Source organism: Tabrizicola sp. YIM 78059, from assembly GCF_004959785.1.
In the GTDB taxonomy this organism is placed as follows: Bacteria; Pseudomonadota; Alphaproteobacteria; order Rhodobacterales; family Rhodobacteraceae; genus Tabrizicola; species Tabrizicola caldifontis.
Map to the genome: position 1 here is coordinate 64,891 of NZ_SJZH01000013.1, position 13,684 is coordinate 78,574.

The 13,684-nt window shown below is 65.5% G+C and carries 21 protein-coding genes; 16 read left to right on the forward strand and 5 right to left on the reverse strand.

What is annotated here, in order from left to right; genetic code table 11:
- Window positions 1-19: 19 nt before the first annotated feature.
- The 11 genes from ffh to EZM81_RS15185 all read left to right on the forward strand — a co-directional run bounded on the left by ffh (window position 20) and on the right by EZM81_RS15185 (window position 7,602).
- On the forward strand, window positions 20-1,531 hold the full coding sequence (gene ffh / locus EZM81_RS15140) for a signal recognition particle protein (protein ID WP_135448326.1): 1,512 nt from the start codon (window positions 20-22) through the stop codon (window positions 1,529-1,531).
- Window positions 1,532-1,622: 91 nt separating this feature from the next.
- Entirely contained in the window at window positions 1,623-1,919 is a 297-nt protein-coding gene (locus EZM81_RS15145) for a chorismate mutase (RefSeq protein WP_135448324.1), read from the forward strand.
- Window positions 1,920-1,962: 43 nt separating this feature from the next.
- Window positions 1,963-2,316, forward strand: coding sequence for a 30S ribosomal protein S16 (gene rpsP, locus EZM81_RS15150; RefSeq protein WP_135448322.1), 354 nt, complete (start codon window positions 1,963-1,965; stop codon window positions 2,314-2,316).
- A 7-nt stretch (window positions 2,317-2,323) separates the two neighbouring features.
- Entirely contained in the window at window positions 2,324-2,956 is a 633-nt protein-coding gene (gene bluB / locus EZM81_RS15155; protein WP_135448462.1) for a 5,6-dimethylbenzimidazole synthase, read from the forward strand.
- Complete coding sequence (gene rimM, locus EZM81_RS15160) at window positions 2,956-3,459, forward strand: ribosome maturation factor RimM (protein WP_135448320.1); 504 nt, start codon at window positions 2,956-2,958, stop codon at window positions 3,457-3,459. The genes bluB and rimM overlap by 1 nt, the downstream gene beginning before the upstream one ends.
- A gap of 45 nt (window positions 3,460-3,504) precedes the next feature.
- Window positions 3,505-4,479, forward strand: coding sequence for a hypothetical protein (locus EZM81_RS15165; RefSeq protein ID WP_136646287.1), 975 nt, complete (start codon window positions 3,505-3,507; stop codon window positions 4,477-4,479).
- Window positions 4,480-4,524: 45 nt separating this feature from the next.
- On the forward strand, window positions 4,525-5,379 hold the full coding sequence (trmD, locus tag EZM81_RS15170; RefSeq protein WP_135448316.1) for a tRNA (guanosine(37)-N1)-methyltransferase TrmD: 855 nt from the start codon (window positions 4,525-4,527) through the stop codon (window positions 5,377-5,379).
- Window positions 5,380-5,822: 443 nt separating this feature from the next.
- On the forward strand, window positions 5,823-6,197 hold the full coding sequence (gene rplS / locus EZM81_RS15175; RefSeq protein ID WP_135448313.1) for a 50S ribosomal protein L19: 375 nt from the start codon (window positions 5,823-5,825) through the stop codon (window positions 6,195-6,197).
- Window positions 6,198-6,208: 11 nt separating this feature from the next.
- On the forward strand, window positions 6,209-6,430 hold the full coding sequence (gene rpmE / locus EZM81_RS15180; RefSeq protein WP_135448311.1) for a 50S ribosomal protein L31: 222 nt from the start codon (window positions 6,209-6,211) through the stop codon (window positions 6,428-6,430).
- Window positions 6,431-6,581: 151 nt separating this feature from the next.
- On the forward strand, window positions 6,582-6,707 hold the full coding sequence (locus EZM81_RS18685) for a hypothetical protein (protein ID WP_256371629.1): 126 nt from the start codon (window positions 6,582-6,584) through the stop codon (window positions 6,705-6,707).
- 94 nt (window positions 6,708-6,801) lie between these two features.
- On the forward strand, window positions 6,802-7,602 hold the full coding sequence (locus EZM81_RS15185) for a division plane positioning ATPase MipZ (protein WP_136646288.1): 801 nt from the start codon (window positions 6,802-6,804) through the stop codon (window positions 7,600-7,602).
- On the opposite strand, the gene EZM81_RS18340 is transcribed toward EZM81_RS15185, so the two are convergent.
- Window positions 7,571-7,747 carry a hypothetical protein gene (locus EZM81_RS18340; RefSeq protein WP_167850914.1) on the reverse strand — a complete coding sequence of 59 codons (177 nt, stop codon included), beginning with the start codon at window positions 7,745-7,747 and terminating at the stop codon, window positions 7,571-7,573. The two genes, EZM81_RS15185 and EZM81_RS18340, sit on opposite strands and share 32 nt — an antisense overlap.
- Before the next feature lie 161 nt (window positions 7,748-7,908).
- Complete coding sequence (locus tag EZM81_RS15190; protein WP_135448307.1) at window positions 7,909-8,241, reverse strand: metalloregulator ArsR/SmtB family transcription factor; 333 nt, start codon at window positions 8,239-8,241, stop codon at window positions 7,909-7,911.
- A 192-nt stretch (window positions 8,242-8,433) separates the two neighbouring features.
- Here EZM81_RS15190 and EZM81_RS15195 point away from each other — a divergent pair, with 192 nt between their 5' ends.
- From EZM81_RS15195 to EZM81_RS15215, 5 genes are all read left to right on the forward strand, one after another.
- Window positions 8,434-8,763: an AtpZ/AtpI family protein gene (locus EZM81_RS15195; protein WP_135448305.1), complete on the forward strand. Its 330-nt coding sequence runs from the start codon at window positions 8,434-8,436 to the stop codon at window positions 8,761-8,763.
- Between the two features lie 2 nt (window positions 8,764-8,765).
- Window positions 8,766-9,521 carry a F0F1 ATP synthase subunit A gene (locus EZM81_RS15200; RefSeq protein WP_136646289.1) on the forward strand — a complete coding sequence of 252 codons (756 nt, stop codon included), beginning with the start codon at window positions 8,766-8,768 and terminating at the stop codon, window positions 9,519-9,521.
- Between the two features lie 46 nt (window positions 9,522-9,567).
- On the forward strand, window positions 9,568-9,804 hold the full coding sequence (locus EZM81_RS15205) for a F0F1 ATP synthase subunit C (RefSeq protein ID WP_135448301.1): 237 nt from the start codon (window positions 9,568-9,570) through the stop codon (window positions 9,802-9,804).
- Between the two features lie 68 nt (window positions 9,805-9,872).
- Window positions 9,873-10,397: a F0F1 ATP synthase subunit B' gene (locus EZM81_RS15210; RefSeq protein ID WP_135448298.1), complete on the forward strand. Its 525-nt coding sequence runs from the start codon at window positions 9,873-9,875 to the stop codon at window positions 10,395-10,397.
- 4 nt (window positions 10,398-10,401) lie between these two features.
- Window positions 10,402-10,956 (forward strand): F0F1 ATP synthase subunit B, encoded by a 555-nt coding sequence (locus EZM81_RS15215; RefSeq protein WP_136646290.1) that lies wholly within the window; start codon window positions 10,402-10,404, stop codon window positions 10,954-10,956.
- A gap of 102 nt (window positions 10,957-11,058) precedes the next feature.
- Here the strand turns inward: EZM81_RS15215 and EZM81_RS15220 are convergent, their stop codons facing one another.
- From EZM81_RS15220 to EZM81_RS15230, 3 genes are all read right to left on the reverse strand, one after another.
- Complete coding sequence (locus EZM81_RS15220; RefSeq protein ID WP_136646291.1) at window positions 11,059-11,826, reverse strand: FCD domain-containing protein; 768 nt, start codon at window positions 11,824-11,826, stop codon at window positions 11,059-11,061.
- Between the two features lie 103 nt (window positions 11,827-11,929).
- Entirely contained in the window at window positions 11,930-12,586 is a 657-nt protein-coding gene (locus EZM81_RS15225; RefSeq protein ID WP_135448292.1) for an OmpA family protein, read from the reverse strand.
- Window positions 12,587-12,688: 102 nt separating this feature from the next.
- Entirely contained in the window at window positions 12,689-13,519 is an 831-nt protein-coding gene (locus EZM81_RS15230; RefSeq protein WP_136646292.1) for a methylated-DNA--[protein]-cysteine S-methyltransferase, read from the reverse strand.
- Between the last annotated feature and the right edge of the window lie 165 nt (window positions 13,520-13,684).

Genomic DNA, 13,684 nt, shown 5'->3' on the forward strand with positions numbered 1-13,684 from the left:
GCAACGAAAGGGTGACGCGATGTTCGAAAGCCTGTCAGAACGCCTTGGCGGCGTGTTCGATCGTCTCACCAAGCAGGGGGCGCTGACCGAGGCCGACGTGACCACCGCGCTGCGCGAGGTTCGTGTCGCGCTGCTGGAGGCCGACGTCTCGCTGCCCGTCGTGCGCGATTTCATCAGGCGCGTGACTGAAAAGGCCACCGGCGCGGCCGTCACCAAGTCGGTCACCCCCGGCCAGATGGTGGTGAAGATCGTCCATGACGAGCTGATCCGCGTGCTGTCCGGCGACGGCCCGGCCGAGGCGCTGAAGATCGACAACCCGCCTGCGACCATCCTGATGGTCGGCCTTCAGGGTTCGGGCAAGACCACGACCACCGCAAAGCTTGCCAAGCGGCTGAAGGAGAAGAACGGCAAGAAGGTTCTGCTGGCTTCTCTCGACACCAACCGCCCTGCGGCGATGGAGCAGCTGGCGATCCTGGGCGCGCAGATCGGTGTCGATACGCTGCCCATCGTCAAGGGCGAGACGGCGGTGCAGATCGCGAAGCGTGCCAAGACCCAGGCATCCCTGGGCGGCTATGACGTGCTGTTCCTCGACACCGCCGGGCGGCTGCACATCGACGAAGTCCTGATGGACGAGGTCAAGGCCGTGCGCGACATCGCCCAACCGCGCGAGACGCTCCTTGTGGTCGACGGCCTGACCGGCCAGGACGCGGTGAACGTCGCCACCGAATTCGACGGCAAGGTGGGGATCACCGGCGTGGTCCTGACCCGGATGGACGGTGACGGCCGCGGCGGTGCTGCGCTGTCGATGCGGGCGATCACCGGCAAGCCGATCCGCTTTGTCGGCCTCGGCGAGAAAATGGACGCGATCGAGCCCTTCGAGGCCGAACGTGTCGCCGGCCGCATCCTGGGCATGGGCGACATCGTGGCGCTGGTCGAGAAGGCGCAGGAGACCTTCGAGGCCGAACAGGCCGAACGCATGGCCAAGCGTTTTGCCAAGGGTCTGTTCAACATGAACGACCTGAAGATGCAGCTGGAACAGATGCTGAAGATGGGCGGGATGCAGGGCCTCATGGGCATGATGCCCGGGATGTCCAAGATGCAGGCCCAGGCCGAGGCGGCAGGGCTGAACGACCAGATGCTGCGCCGCCAGATCGCGCTGATCAACTCGATGACCAAGAAGGAACGCGCGAACCCCGACCTTCTGCAGGCCAGCCGCAAGAAGCGCATCGCGGCCGGGGCCGGGCTGGATGTGGCCGACCTGAACCGGCTTCTGAAACAGCATCGGCAGATGGCCGACATGATGAAGAAGATGGGCAAGGGCGGCATGATGAAGCAGATGATCCGCCAGTTCCTCGGCAAGGGCGGCATGCCCGATCCGTCGAAGATGTCGCCCGAAGAACTGGCTGAGCTGGCCAGGGGCATGCAGCAGGGCGCGGGTGGGGCAGGCGGCGCGCTGCCGCCCGGCATCGGCGGTCTGCCGCGCGGCATCACCCTGCCTGCGGGCCTTTCGGGGCTGATGCGGAAGAAATGATGATCCGCCACGCCCGCCAGATCGCCCTGCACCATACCCGGTTCGCTGCGCTGGACCGCTGCCCCCGCCACCCTGCATCGGAGCTGGTCGCATGACCGACGCCACCACCCGCGCAGCCAGTCTGCTGAAAGAGCATCGACAATCGATCGACCGGCTGGATGCGATTCTGGTCTACACCCTGGCCGAACGCTTCAAGCACACCCAGGCCGTGGGGCGGCTGAAGGCAGAACATGGCCTGCCGCCTTCTGACCCCGACCGCGAGGCACGGCAGATGGCGCGGCTGGACCAGCTGGCGAAAGAGGCCGACCTCGACCCCGACCTCGCGAAGAAATTCCTGGCCTTCATCATCGGTGAAGTCATCAGGCACCACGAGAAGCTTCAGAAATGACCGGGGCTTGCCCCGTTACCAGCCATCGAGAAGGAGATACACCATGGCTATGAAAATCCGTCTGGCGCGCGGCGGTTCCAAGAAGCGCCCGTTCTATTCGATCGTTGCCGCCGATTCGCGCATGCCGCGCGACGGCCGCTTCATCGAGAAGCTCGGCACCTACAACCCGCTTCTGGCCAAGGACGACGAAAAGCGCGTCGTGATGAACATGGACCGCGTGCAGCACTGGCTGAGCCAGGGCGCCCAGCCCACCGACCGCATCGCGCGCTTCCTCGAGGCCGCTGGTGCCCTGCCGAAGAAGGCGCGCAACAACCCCAAGGCCGGCGTTCCCGGCAAGGCGATGGCCGAGCGTGCCGCCAAGAAGGCCGCCCGCGCCGCCGAACCCGCCGCCGAGTGATCCGGTGCTGCCGGGCCGGTTCAGCCCCGATTTCCGGGAAGATCTGGCCCGGCTCATGCGGTGGCGGCGCGATGTGCGCCGCTTCCGTACAGACCCGGTGGACGAGGCGATCCTCGCCCGCTGTCTGAAAGCCTTTTCCCTGGCCCCTTCCGTCGGCCTGTCCGAGCCCTGGCGCCTGATCCGGGTGAAGGGGGCTGTGGCCCGTGCCGCCTGTCTTGACAACTTCCGCTGTGCCAATGCCGCCGCACTGGCCGGCCAACAGGGCGATCGGGCGCGCGATTATGGCCGGCTGAAATTGTCGGGGATGGCCGAGGCGCCGGTCCAGCTGGCCGTCTTCTGCGACGACGCGACGCCCAAGGGCCATGGCCTGGGCGCCGCAACCATGCCGGAAACCCGCGCCTATTCCGTCGTCGGCGCGATCACGCTGTTCTGGCTGGCACTGCGCGCCGAGGGCCTTGGCCTCGGCTGGGTCTCGATCCTTGATCCGGGCCGGCTCATGCGTGATCTTGACGCGCCGGCCCACTGGCGTTTCATCGGCTATCTCTGCATCGGCTGGCCTGAGGACGAGGACGACATGCCCGAACTGGAACGTGAAGGCTGGGAAACCCGCTCCCCCGATCTTCACCTGGAGACGCGCTGATGGCGGATCTCATCTGCATCGGCGCGATTGCAGGCGCCTTCGGCGTGAACGGCGAGGTGCGGCTGAAAAGCTTCTGCTCGGTGCCGACCGACATCGCCTCCTACGGCCCGCTTCTGACCGAGGACGGCAGCCGCAGCTTTCGTGTCACCCTTACCCGTCCGATAGCCGGCGGACTTGGTGCCCGCCTGTCGGGTGTTGCCTCCCGCGAGCAGGCCGAGGCACTGCGCGGCACGGGGCTTTTCGTCCCGCGCGACCGGCTGCCTGCCCTGCCGGACGATGAATTCTACCATGCCGACCTGATCGGGCTGTCTGCCTACGACACCGGGGGCCAACTTCTGGGAAAGGTCACCGCCATACACAATCACGGGGCGGGCGACATCATCGAAATATCTCCTGCCAGTCACAAATCGGCCCTGCTTTTGCCCTTTACCAAGGCAATCGTGCCCAATGTTGACCTGACTGCTGGTCGTTTGATTGTCGATTTGCCCGAGGATGTCGAATAGGGGCTGCCGCTGCTGTCATGGCGGGCCCCGGGGAAGGCACATGAGATGACAACCCGACTTCGCCTGCTGAAAGTTGCAGCAGTGCTGTTGTACAGCGGGCCACTGTTCGCCGGACTCAGCGGGTTCGGGTGGGGGACCGTGGCCCCCTTCGTGGCCATGTTCGTCGTCTGGCTGATAATGCTCAGACCTGAACAGTGGCCTTCGACAGCGCAGGAATGGGCAACGCCGGCGGCCTGGCTTTCGGCCCTGATCCAGGTTCTGTCGCAGGTTCTGCTTGTCGTCATCCTCATGGCGACCGGCCGCGGAATCGGCGCCCTTGCGGGCTTTCTGCCGGTTTTGAACCCGATCTTCCCGCTTGCGGTCTCGTTCATGGCGCTCCCGCTCTGCCGGATGCTCTGGAATGCGTACGAGGCGGCTGATCGGGGCATCTTCCTGGATGACGAGGCAGAGGCCGCCCAGGCACCCCGTGCCGCAGCCCAGGCGGCAGCCGCCATCGTGCCGCTGCTCAACCTGCCGGACACTGCGCCCGATGCAGAGGTGGCTGCCCTTGTGAACCGGGTCATGCAGGTGCCCGGCGCCGCGCTGCGGCTGAAGGCGCTGACCGCCGCACTTGCGAGACCCGACCGCAGCCATGCTGCCCTGCGCCGCGCCCTTGTCGTGTGGGCCTCCGAGCCCGAGGTCGTTGCGCCGGGCCTGGTGCCCGATTCCATGCGCCGGGCCTTTTCCATTGCCGATGGCAACGCGGATCTGCTGCGGCTTTACCTGCCGCGTGCGGTGGCACTGATCGCAGCTTTTCCCGACAGAGCCCCCGATTTTCCGACGCCAGAGCGCCTGCGCGAGGCGGCTGAACAGGATCTTGGCGCTGACCCCGCGTCTGATCTGCCTGCCCACCTGCGCGCCGATCTGCGCGACGGTCTGCGCGCCCTGGCGCAAGCGGTCGAGACGGCGCTGAGACCGGGTGCCGCCCCGGCCGAGGCGCATGCCGGGGCGATGGCGGCACCCTCTGCCCGCATTGCCTGAGTGTCGGGGCTTCCGCCCCACGGCGTTTGCCTGTAATTCCGCCGCATGTCCGAACCCAAGACCCCGAAAAGCCACGGTCGCCTGGCGATCCGCGCCAGCCTGACACCGCGCGACCTGATGGAGGAGCCGCGGGTGGTTTCGGGGGCGTGGACGGCAAGGGTCATCACCCTCTTCCCCGAGGCATTCCCGGGCACGCTTGGCCTGTCTCTGACCGGCAAGGCGCTGGATTTCGGGCTGTGGCAGCTTGAGACCATCGACCTGCGGGCCTTCGGCCAGGGTAGGCACCGCAATGTGGACGACACGCCCGCAGGCGGCGGTGCGGGCATGGTCCTGCGCCCGGATGTCGTGGATGCGGCCATCCGCCAGGCCCGCATCGGCACGCCTGTCGACCGTGCGCGGTGGCCGGTGATCTATTTGTCGCCGCGTGGCCGCCCCTTCACGCAGGCTGCGGCCCGGCGCCTGGCGGGCTGTGCGGGTGTGACCCTGCTTTGCGGCCGTTTCGAAGGGGTGGACCAGCGCGTGCTGGATCACCACCAGGTGGAAGAGATCAGCCTTGGCGATTTCATCCTGACCGGGGGCGAGATCGCCGCGCAGGCCGTGCTGGACGCCACAGTACGGCTTTTGCCCGGCGTTCTGGGCAATGCCGCCTCGACCGAGGAAGAAAGCTTTTCCGACGGCCTGCTGGAGCATCCGCATTACACCCGGCCGGCTGTCTGGGAAGGTCACGAGATCCCGGCGGTCCTGCAATCCGGAAACCATGCCGAGATCGCCCGCTGGCGCCGGGCAGAGGCCGAGCGCCTGACCCGAGAGCGTCGGCCGGATCTGTGGGCAAGGCGCGGCAGCCGGGCGGACGGACCCGCCGCGGATGGCGCTGACGATCCGGCAGGCACCGATTCGTGACGGCGGGCCGACCGCAGGCTGCCCTTGCGTGGGCAGAGCCGGAAGAAAGACGCATGACAGGCGGGCCGGTATCCTGCGGATCGAAGGATCAAGTCAGCGAATGCAATGACTTGCGGCAACATCGCCCCGTTGTGCCGGCCCTCGCCATTTCCGGTTCCCCCATCCTGACTGCATCGCTTTGCCTTCGCCGATCAGCCGCCCCCTTGACCGGACCGCGCCTTCCCCCTATACGCGCTCGGTCCGGGGCGATGCGCCCGTCGGACGCTTTTTCCTTTGCCTGCCTGCCTTCTTCCGCAGGGCCATCGCAAGGGAAAAGGCCCACAAGAAGCAGGCGCCACCTGCGGCGGGCTCTCTGGCCATCAGGGGGGACCCGGGCGAAGACCGGAAGCTCTGGCGCGGCATCACCTCTGCGGATCCACCGCAGGCAAATGGAGACGAAGCGCATGAACCTCATCGCGCAACTTGAGGCCGAGCAGATCGCTGCGCTCGGCAAGAAGATCCCGGATTTCAAGGCCGGCGACACGATCCGTGTCGGCTACAAGGTGACCGAAGGCTCGCGTTCGCGCGTGCAGGCCTATGAAGGCGTCTGCATCGGGCGCAAGGGTGGGCTGACGCTGGGTGCCTCGTTCACCGTGCGCAAGATCTCGTTCGGCGAAGGCGTCGAGCGGGTGTTCCCCCTTTATTCGACCAATATCGACTCGATCGAGGTCGTCCGCCGTGGCCGTGTCCGCCGCGCCAAGCTGTATTATCTGCGCGCGCGCCGCGGCAAGTCGGCCCGGATCGCGGAAGTCGCGAACTACAAAGAGAAATCGGAATAAGGACCGGGACGATGAAAGCCGATATCCACCCCGATTACCACACGATCACCATCAAGATGACGGACGGGACGACCTACACCACCCGTTCGACCTGGGGCAAGGAAGGCGACACCATGTCGCTGGACATCGACCCGCTGGCGCACCCGGCCTGGACCGGGCAGCAGGCCAAGCTGATGGACACCGGCGGTCGCGTGTCGAAGTTCAAGAACAAATACGCCGGCCTCGGGTTCTGATACCCGCCACCTTGCAGGCCTTGTGGGGCGCGCAGCGATGCGCGCCCTTTTGCTTGCGGGCGCGGCCGCATTGCCAGTGCCTTGGCAGACCGGCAGGCTGGCATGTTGCCACCCGCTCAAGGGCCTGTTGGGCCTTGAACGGGTCGGGGTCATGACCTGCGCGGCATCTCCCGTGCGGATCGGCCTGTCCGATCACGGGCGCATCTACTTCCGGCATGACGCAGGTGATCGGGACGACCGCAGCCGCCCTGATCTTGGCGGCGACCCGGCCGGCTGATGGCCTGCCTGATTTCCCGGCCCGACCTTCCCTTCCGTCTTCCCCCTCGCGGCGACTGCGCATATGAGATGCCCGGCAAGCGGAAGGGGCGGCCATGGCGCACATCATCGTTGTTGGAAACGAAAAGGGCGGTTCGGGCAAATCGACCACCTGCATGCATGTGGCGACGGCACTGGCGCGCCTGGGTCACCGGGTCGGCGCGCTGGACCTTGACCTGCGCCAGCGGTCCTTCGGCCGCTATATCGAGAACCGCCGCGCCTACATGGCGCAGGCCGGCCTGGCCCTGCCCACCCCCGACTATCGCGACCTGCCCGCTGTTCCCGTGACGAACGGCGAGAATGCCCAGGACGAACGCCTGGCCAGTGCGATCGAGGCGATGCATGGCGAGAAGGATTTCATCGTCATCGACTGCCCCGGTAGCCACACCCGGTTAAGCCAGGTGGCCCATACCCTGGCCGATACACTGATCACGCCGATGAACGACAGCTTCGTGGACTTCGATCTGCTGGCCCGCGTAGATCCGATGACCGGCAAGGTCAGGGGGCCGTCAATCTATGCCGAAATGGTCTGGGCGGCGCGGCAGATGCGGGCACAGGCCGGGCTGAAGCCGATCGACTGGATCGTGGTGCGCAACCGCCTGGGCGCCCAGCAGATGCACAACAAGAAAAAGGTCGGCGCGGCGCTAGAGGATCTTTCGCGCCGCATCGGCTTTCGTGTGCTGCCAGGCTTTTCCGAAAGGGTGATCTTCCGCGAGCTGTTCCCGCGTGGCCTGACACTGCTTGACCTGAAGGATACCGGCGTCGACCAGCTGAACCTGTCCAACATCGCCGCGCGCCAGGAATTGCGCGACCTGATGACCGGGCTCAGGCTTCCGGCTCTGACGGTCGGCTTCTGAACACCGGGCCACCCAGACCCTGCTGGTTCACCAGTCTTGCCCGGTTGACCTTCTTCAGGCGCCGTTCGAACTGGGTAAGTGCCTCTGCATCGGTCTTGCGCCGAAGCAGGCCAAACTTTTGCAGGAGCGCGAGTGTTTTCTTCATTTTCCGCCAGTCCCTTTCCGCTTTAGCCACGATCCCCGGCAAGCAGGGCAGGACTGTGGCGCACTGCGGGTGGCCTTGCGGCGGCGCGACAGGGCGACCTGGACAGACTGTTTCAGATTGCGGAACGCTTGCCGCAATCCTGCCCTGACCGTCTGGCGCGATCAGCCCGCCTCGTCCTGAAGTTCGCGTTCCAGAAATCGCTCGAAGGCGTCCAGGTCCACCGGCTCGAACTGGCCGAAGCCCTGCATCCAGACCGATGCGGCGCGCAGGGCGTCGGGTTCCAGCTTGCACCAGATCACCCGGCCGCGCCTTTCTCGGCTGATCAGTCCGGCATCGGCCAGCACGCTCAGGTGCTTCGAGATGGCGGCCAGGCTCATCGCGAAGGGTTCGGCAACGTCGGTCACGGCCATGTCGTCTTCCAGAAGCATCGTCAGGATCGCCCGGCGGGTCGGGTCGGCAAGGGCGGCAAAGACGGCATCCAGACGATCATGCATGGGCCGCTTATCCCGCGCATGGCGGCAATCGTCAACCGCGGGGTTGAATATGCCTGCGGGTGCTCAGCACCCGCCACCTGCCAGAAGCGCGCAGAAAAAACCATATTAGTCAATAGCTTGCAAGAAATGCCTACGGCTTGACTCTCTCGCGCCCGATCCGTAGGTTCCGCCCGACTGTATAGGGGTCTTGTCATGGCGTCCGATCCCGATCCCGACCGGCTACGTGCGCTGGAGGCGCGGCTTGAACAGGTGAAGGGGGCGCCGAAGGCAGAGGACTCTGCCACGGCAAAGGGTTTCTCGCAGGGCGAGGTGGCCTGGAGGATGGTGATCGAGCTGGCGACCGGCATCGTGCTGGGGTCTGCCATCGGTTACGGGATCGACGTGCTGGCCGGCACGCTGCCCATCTTCCTGATCGTCTTCTCGCTCTTCGGCTTCGCCGCCGGCATCCGCACGATGCTGGGCACGGCGAAGGAATTGGGACGGAAAAGCGCGGCCGCTGCCGCGAGGGACGAAGGAAGCTGAGGATGGCGACGGAAGGGCACGGCGGCGGGTTGCAGATCCACCCGATGGATCAGTTCATCGTCAAGCCGCTGTTCGGCGATGGCCCGATCGAATGGTACACACCGACCAATGTCACGCTCTGGATGGCGATCGCGATCCTGGCGATGACGGCGCTTCTGGTCCTGTCCACCCGTCGCAGGGCCATCGTGCCGTCGCGCGGGCAGTCGGTGGCCGAACTGTTCTACGGCTTCATTCACAAGATGGTCGAGGACGTGGCTGGCCACGAGGGGCTGAAATTCTTCCCCTACATCATGACGTTGTTCATGTTCGTCTTCCTGTCTAACATCCTGGGTCTGATCCCGATGTCTTTCACCACCACCTCGCACATTGCGGTGACGGCGGTGCTGGCGCTGCTGGTCTTCCTGACGGTCACGCTGGTGGGCTTTTACCGGAAGGGGATCGGTTTCCTTGCGATGTTCTGGGTCTCGTCGGCGCCGCTGGTGCTGCGGCCGATCCTGGCCGTGATCGAACTGATCTCCTACTTCGTGCGTCCGCTCAGCCATTCGATCCGTCTTGGCGGCAACCTGATGGCTGGCCATGCCGTGATCAAGGTGTTTGCCGGCTTCGCCGGCGCCATGGGGATCGCCTCGGTCGTGCCGATTGCCGCCATCGTGGCGATCTACGGGCTGGAACTGCTGGTTGCCAGCGTTCAGGCCTATGTCTTCACCATTCTGACCTGCGTGTATCTGCGCGACGCCGTTGGCGACGCCCACCACTAGGGTCTGGACAACCAATCAACAGCATTCCATCCATAGGAGAGACATCATGGAAGGCGAACTCGCTCTGCTCGGCAAATACATCGGTGCCGGTCTGGCCACCATCGGCCTCGGCGGCGCCGGTATCGGCGTGGGCCACATCGCCGGCAACTTCCTGGCCGGCGCGCTGCGCAACCCGTCGGCCGCCCCCGGCCAGATGGCCAACCTCTTCGTCGGCATCGCCTTTGCGGAAGCTCTCGGGATCTTCTCGTTCCTGATCGCTCTTCTGCTGATGTTCGCCGTCTGATCTTTCGAACCTGATGTCCGGGCCAGGCTGGCGCCTGGCCCTGGTTCCAAGGATTTGGGAGAGACGACATGGCAACCGAAGCACATGGCGGGGCGGGACAGGCGGCTGGGATGCCCCAGCTCGACTTCTCTACCTGGCCGAACCAGATCTTCTGGCTTCTGGTCACGCTGGTCGTGATCTATCTCATTCTTTCGCGCGTAGCCCTGCCCCGCATCGGCGCAGTGCTGGCCGACCGGAAGAGCACGATCACCAACGACCTTGCCGCAGCCGAAGAGCTGAAGCAGAAGGCAGTGGCAGCCGAAAAGGCCTATAACGAGGCGCTGGCCAATGCCCGTGCCGAGGCGGCCAAGATCATCGCCCAGGCGAAGGCCGAGATCCAGAAGGATCTGGACGCCGCAACCGCCAGGGCCGATGCCGAGATTGCCGCGAAGACGGCCGAGTCGGAAAAGACGATCGCTGCGATCCGTGACGGTGCCGCCGCTGCGGTTGCCGAAGTGGCCCGCGATACGGCGGCCGAACTCGTGGCCGCGCTTGGCGGGACCGCAGATGCCAGGACCGTAAGCGAGGCCGTGGCCGCGCGGCTGAAAGGATAAGACGATGACACGCCTTTCCCTCCTTCTGTCGCTACTGGCCAGCCCCGCGCTGGCGGCCTCGGGCCCGTTCTTTTCGCTGCAGAACACCGATTTCGTGGTGCTGCTTGGCTTTCTGGCCTTCGTGGGTCTGCTGGTCTATCTGAAGGTTCCGGCCAAGCTGACCGGCATGCTTGATGCGCGTGCCGCAGCCATCAAGGCCGAACTCGACGAGGCGCGTGCCTTGCGCGAAGAGGCCAAGTCGATCCTTGCGACCTACGAGCGCCGCCAGAAGGAAGTGCAGGAACAGGCCGAACGGATCGTGACCTCGGCCCGCGACGAAGCCTTGGCCGCGGCCGAACAGGCAAAGGCCGAACTTCAGCGATCGATTGCGCGGCGCATGGCCGCCGCGACGGAACAGATCGCCTCGGCGGAAGCGGCAGCGATCCGTCAGGTCCGCGAGCAGGCGATTTCCGTGGCGGTCGCTGCGGCTGGCGACGTGCTTGCCAGCCAGATGACGGCGGATGCTGCGGCAAAGTCGATCGACGAGGCCATCGATCAGGTCGCGGCGCGGCTGCACTGATCGGAAAGTCCACCGAAATCAGGAACCGGCGGCCCGGAACGGCCGCCGGTTCTGCCTTTCTTCGGATGCCCCCGCAAGCCCCGAACGGCCAGAAAAAGCCCGTTACCGGCTTGCTTCGTGTTCCAGCCGCTGACGCGCGATGGTTTCGTGCTTTTCCGCGCGCATCTGATCGACATAGGCCTGTTCGACAAAGCTGAGATGCGCCTCGACCGCAGCCCGCGCAGCCACCGGATCGCGGGCCTGGATCGCCGTGTTCATCGCTCGGTGCTGGTCCAGAAGCTGGCCGCGCGTCATCCGATTCCGGAACATCACCTGACGGTTATAGAACACCCCCTGCCGCAGCAGATCGAACATCGACCGCAACATGTGCAGCATGATCACGTTGTGGCTGGCCTCAATGATCGACATGTGAAATTCGGCGTCCAGCTGCGCCTCGTCCGAAGGGTCGCGCTTCTGATGCGCGGCCTCCATCTTGCGAAAGATCGTGTCGATCAGCCGCAGGTCGGTTTCGGATCCCAGACGCGCGGCACGTTCGGCGGCAAGACCCTCCATGTCGCGACGGAAGGCGATATAGTCGAAGACCGCCTCGTCATGCGTGGCAAACAGCTGGATCAGCGCCGGGGAAAAGGCCGAACCCAATACCTCGGCCACGAAGACGCCAGAGCCCGCGCGGCTGACCAACAGGCCCCGTTCTGCCAGTTCGCTGATGGCATCGCGCAACGAGGGGCGGGATACATCCAGCTTTTCGGCCAGATCGCGTTCCGAAGGAAGGCGTTCCCCCGGTCGAAGGATACCGCGAAGGATCAGCTGCTCGATCTGCCGGACGACAGATTGCGACAGCTTTTCGGGTGTTACCTTCTGAAACGGCATATTCCGATCCGTCAATTGGTCGGAAATTATGACCAATGCCTGTGCCGCGCAACGAAAAAAGGGCCGGAGACGATCCGGCCCCTGTTCCTTGCGGCTGACGCTCTCAGCGCGTCGGGCGGATGATGATTTCGACCCGGCGGTTCTTGGCGCGGCCTTCCGGTGTCAGGTTCGAGGCGATGGGCTGGTCCTCGCCACGGCCGATGGCAACGATCCGCGATGCGGGAACGCCGTTCTCGCGCAGGATATTCGCCACGGCGACGGCACGGCGCTGCGAAAGATCCTGGTTGTAGGCGGCGGCGCCGGTGTTGTCGGTATGGCCGATCACCTCGATCCGGCTGTTGGGGTATTTCAGCAGGCTGGACGACACGGCCTGCAGGTCGCGGCGCAGGTCGGGGCGCACGGCGGCGCTGTCCACAGCGAACAGCAGATCCTGCGGCATGTTGACGATCAGGTATTCGCCCGTGTTGGTCACCGAAATGTTCGAGTTCAGCGAACTGCGCAGCTCGGCGGCCTGACGGTCAAGGTCGGCCCCAATGATCGCGCCGGTGCCTGCGCCCAGCACGCCACCGACGATCGCGCCCTTCAGACGGTCGCTGTCCGAGGAAACCGCCGCGCCTGCAATCGCGCCGGTAACACCGCCGATGATCGCACCCTGCCGCTGGCGGGCGTTCGGGTCATCAGGATAGGCGTTCGGGTCCACGCAGGCCGTCAGGGCCAAGGTGCTGGCGACGGCCAGGATCAGTGGGGTTTTCGTCATCATGTGCTCTGCCTCGTTACTGGGCCCGTTCAGGGCTCAGGCGATCTTATATCAGCCTGCGGCGAAGACTTACAGTCCTGCGTCCGCTCGGCAGGGTTTTGCCCATCAAAGTCCCGTGCGTGCCGATTCCCAGGCCAGCATGGCGCGCTTGCGCGGCAGACCCCAGTGATATCCGCCAAGGCCGCCATCGCGCCGCAGCGCACGATGGCAGGGGATCAGGAACGAGATCGGGTTGCGCCCGACCGCCGTGCCGACGGCCCGGTAGGACGAAGGGTGGCCGATCGCGCCTGCGATGTCGGCATAAGTGGTCACATGGCCTGTCGGGATTGCCAGAAGCGCCTCCCAGACCTTGATCTGGAAGGGCGCGCCGATCAGGTGCAGCGCGGTTGCACGCCCCCCGAACGCACCCTCGACCAGGGAGCCCAGCGCGGCCGGATCCTCGATGAATGTGGCACGAGGCCAGCGAACGGCCAGATCCTTCAGCGCTGCCTCTTCGCCCCCTTCATCAGCAAAGGCCATCCCGCAGATGCCCCTGCCGGTCGCCATCACAACGGCCGGGCCGAAGGGGCTGCCGAACCGGCCCCAGCGAATTTCCAGCCCTTCGCCGCCCTTCGCATAATCGCCGGGCGACATCGCCTCCCAGGTCAGGAACAGGTCGTGCAGCCGCCCGGTGCCCGAAAGGCCGGTCTCTAGCGCCGTGCCAAGCAGCGTGCGCCGCTCTGCCAGCAGCCGCCGGGCATGGCCCAGCGTCAGGTATTGCTGGTATCGTTTCGGGCTGACCCCGACCCACTGGCTGAAGACCCGCTGGAAATGCGACGGGCTCATCTGCATCCGTGCGGCCAGGATCTCCAGCGACAGGCAGGGGCCTTCGGCGTCAATGATCTGCAGCGCGCGGGCAATCACCTGGTAATGATAGGCGGGGGACTGGTCGGTCATGTGGCTTCCTCGGGTCGGATCCTCCGGCGACGGCGCCTTCTCCTGGCCGGGTCGGCAAGAAGTGACGAAGTCATCGACGCGCCATTCCGATGTAATCGCCCCTGTCCGCCGCCGCGACCCGATTCCTGCGGCTTGTCGCGGGGCGGCTTTCGTGCTGCAACAGGC

Coding starts and splice junctions, on each gene's coding strand:
- rpmE (WP_135448311.1), top strand. CDS start 6,209: ATGAAAGCCGATATCCACCCCGATTACCACACGATCACCATCAAGATG.
- EZM81_RS15200 (WP_136646289.1), top strand. CDS start 8,766: ATGGCGACGGAAGGGCACGGCGGCGGGTTGCAGATCCACCCGATGGAT.
- trmD (WP_135448316.1), top strand. CDS start 4,525: ATGTCCGAACCCAAGACCCCGAAAAGCCACGGTCGCCTGGCGATCCGC.
- EZM81_RS15225 (WP_135448292.1), bottom strand. CDS start 12,586: ATGATGACGAAAACCCCACTGATCCTGGCCGTCGCCAGCACCTTGGCC.
- EZM81_RS15230 (WP_136646292.1), bottom strand. CDS start 13,519: ATGACCGACCAGTCCCCCGCCTATCATTACCAGGTGATTGCCCGCGCG.
- rimM (WP_135448320.1), top strand. CDS start 2,956: ATGGCGGATCTCATCTGCATCGGCGCGATTGCAGGCGCCTTCGGCGTG.
- rplS (WP_135448313.1), top strand. CDS start 5,823: ATGAACCTCATCGCGCAACTTGAGGCCGAGCAGATCGCTGCGCTCGGC.
- EZM81_RS15205 (WP_135448301.1), top strand. CDS start 9,568: ATGGAAGGCGAACTCGCTCTGCTCGGCAAATACATCGGTGCCGGTCTG.
- EZM81_RS15190 (WP_135448307.1), bottom strand. CDS start 8,241: ATGCATGATCGTCTGGATGCCGTCTTTGCCGCCCTTGCCGACCCGACC.
- EZM81_RS15165 (WP_136646287.1), top strand. CDS start 3,505: ATGACAACCCGACTTCGCCTGCTGAAAGTTGCAGCAGTGCTGTTGTAC.
- EZM81_RS15195 (WP_135448305.1), top strand. CDS start 8,434: ATGGCGTCCGATCCCGATCCCGACCGGCTACGTGCGCTGGAGGCGCGG.
- EZM81_RS15220 (WP_136646291.1), bottom strand. CDS start 11,826: ATGCCGTTTCAGAAGGTAACACCCGAAAAGCTGTCGCAATCTGTCGTC.
- EZM81_RS15215 (WP_136646290.1), top strand. CDS start 10,402: ATGACACGCCTTTCCCTCCTTCTGTCGCTACTGGCCAGCCCCGCGCTG.
- EZM81_RS18340 (WP_167850914.1), bottom strand. CDS start 7,747: ATGAAGAAAACACTCGCGCTCCTGCAAAAGTTTGGCCTGCTTCGGCGC.
- rpsP (WP_135448322.1), top strand. CDS start 1,963: ATGGCTATGAAAATCCGTCTGGCGCGCGGCGGTTCCAAGAAGCGCCCG.
- EZM81_RS15185 (WP_136646288.1), top strand. CDS start 6,802: ATGGCGCACATCATCGTTGTTGGAAACGAAAAGGGCGGTTCGGGCAAA.
- EZM81_RS15145 (WP_135448324.1), top strand. CDS start 1,623: ATGACCGACGCCACCACCCGCGCAGCCAGTCTGCTGAAAGAGCATCGA.
- EZM81_RS18685 (WP_256371629.1), top strand. CDS start 6,582: ATGACCTGCGCGGCATCTCCCGTGCGGATCGGCCTGTCCGATCACGGG.
- EZM81_RS15210 (WP_135448298.1), top strand. CDS start 9,873: ATGGCAACCGAAGCACATGGCGGGGCGGGACAGGCGGCTGGGATGCCC.
- ffh (WP_135448326.1), top strand. CDS start 20: ATGTTCGAAAGCCTGTCAGAACGCCTTGGCGGCGTGTTCGATCGTCTC.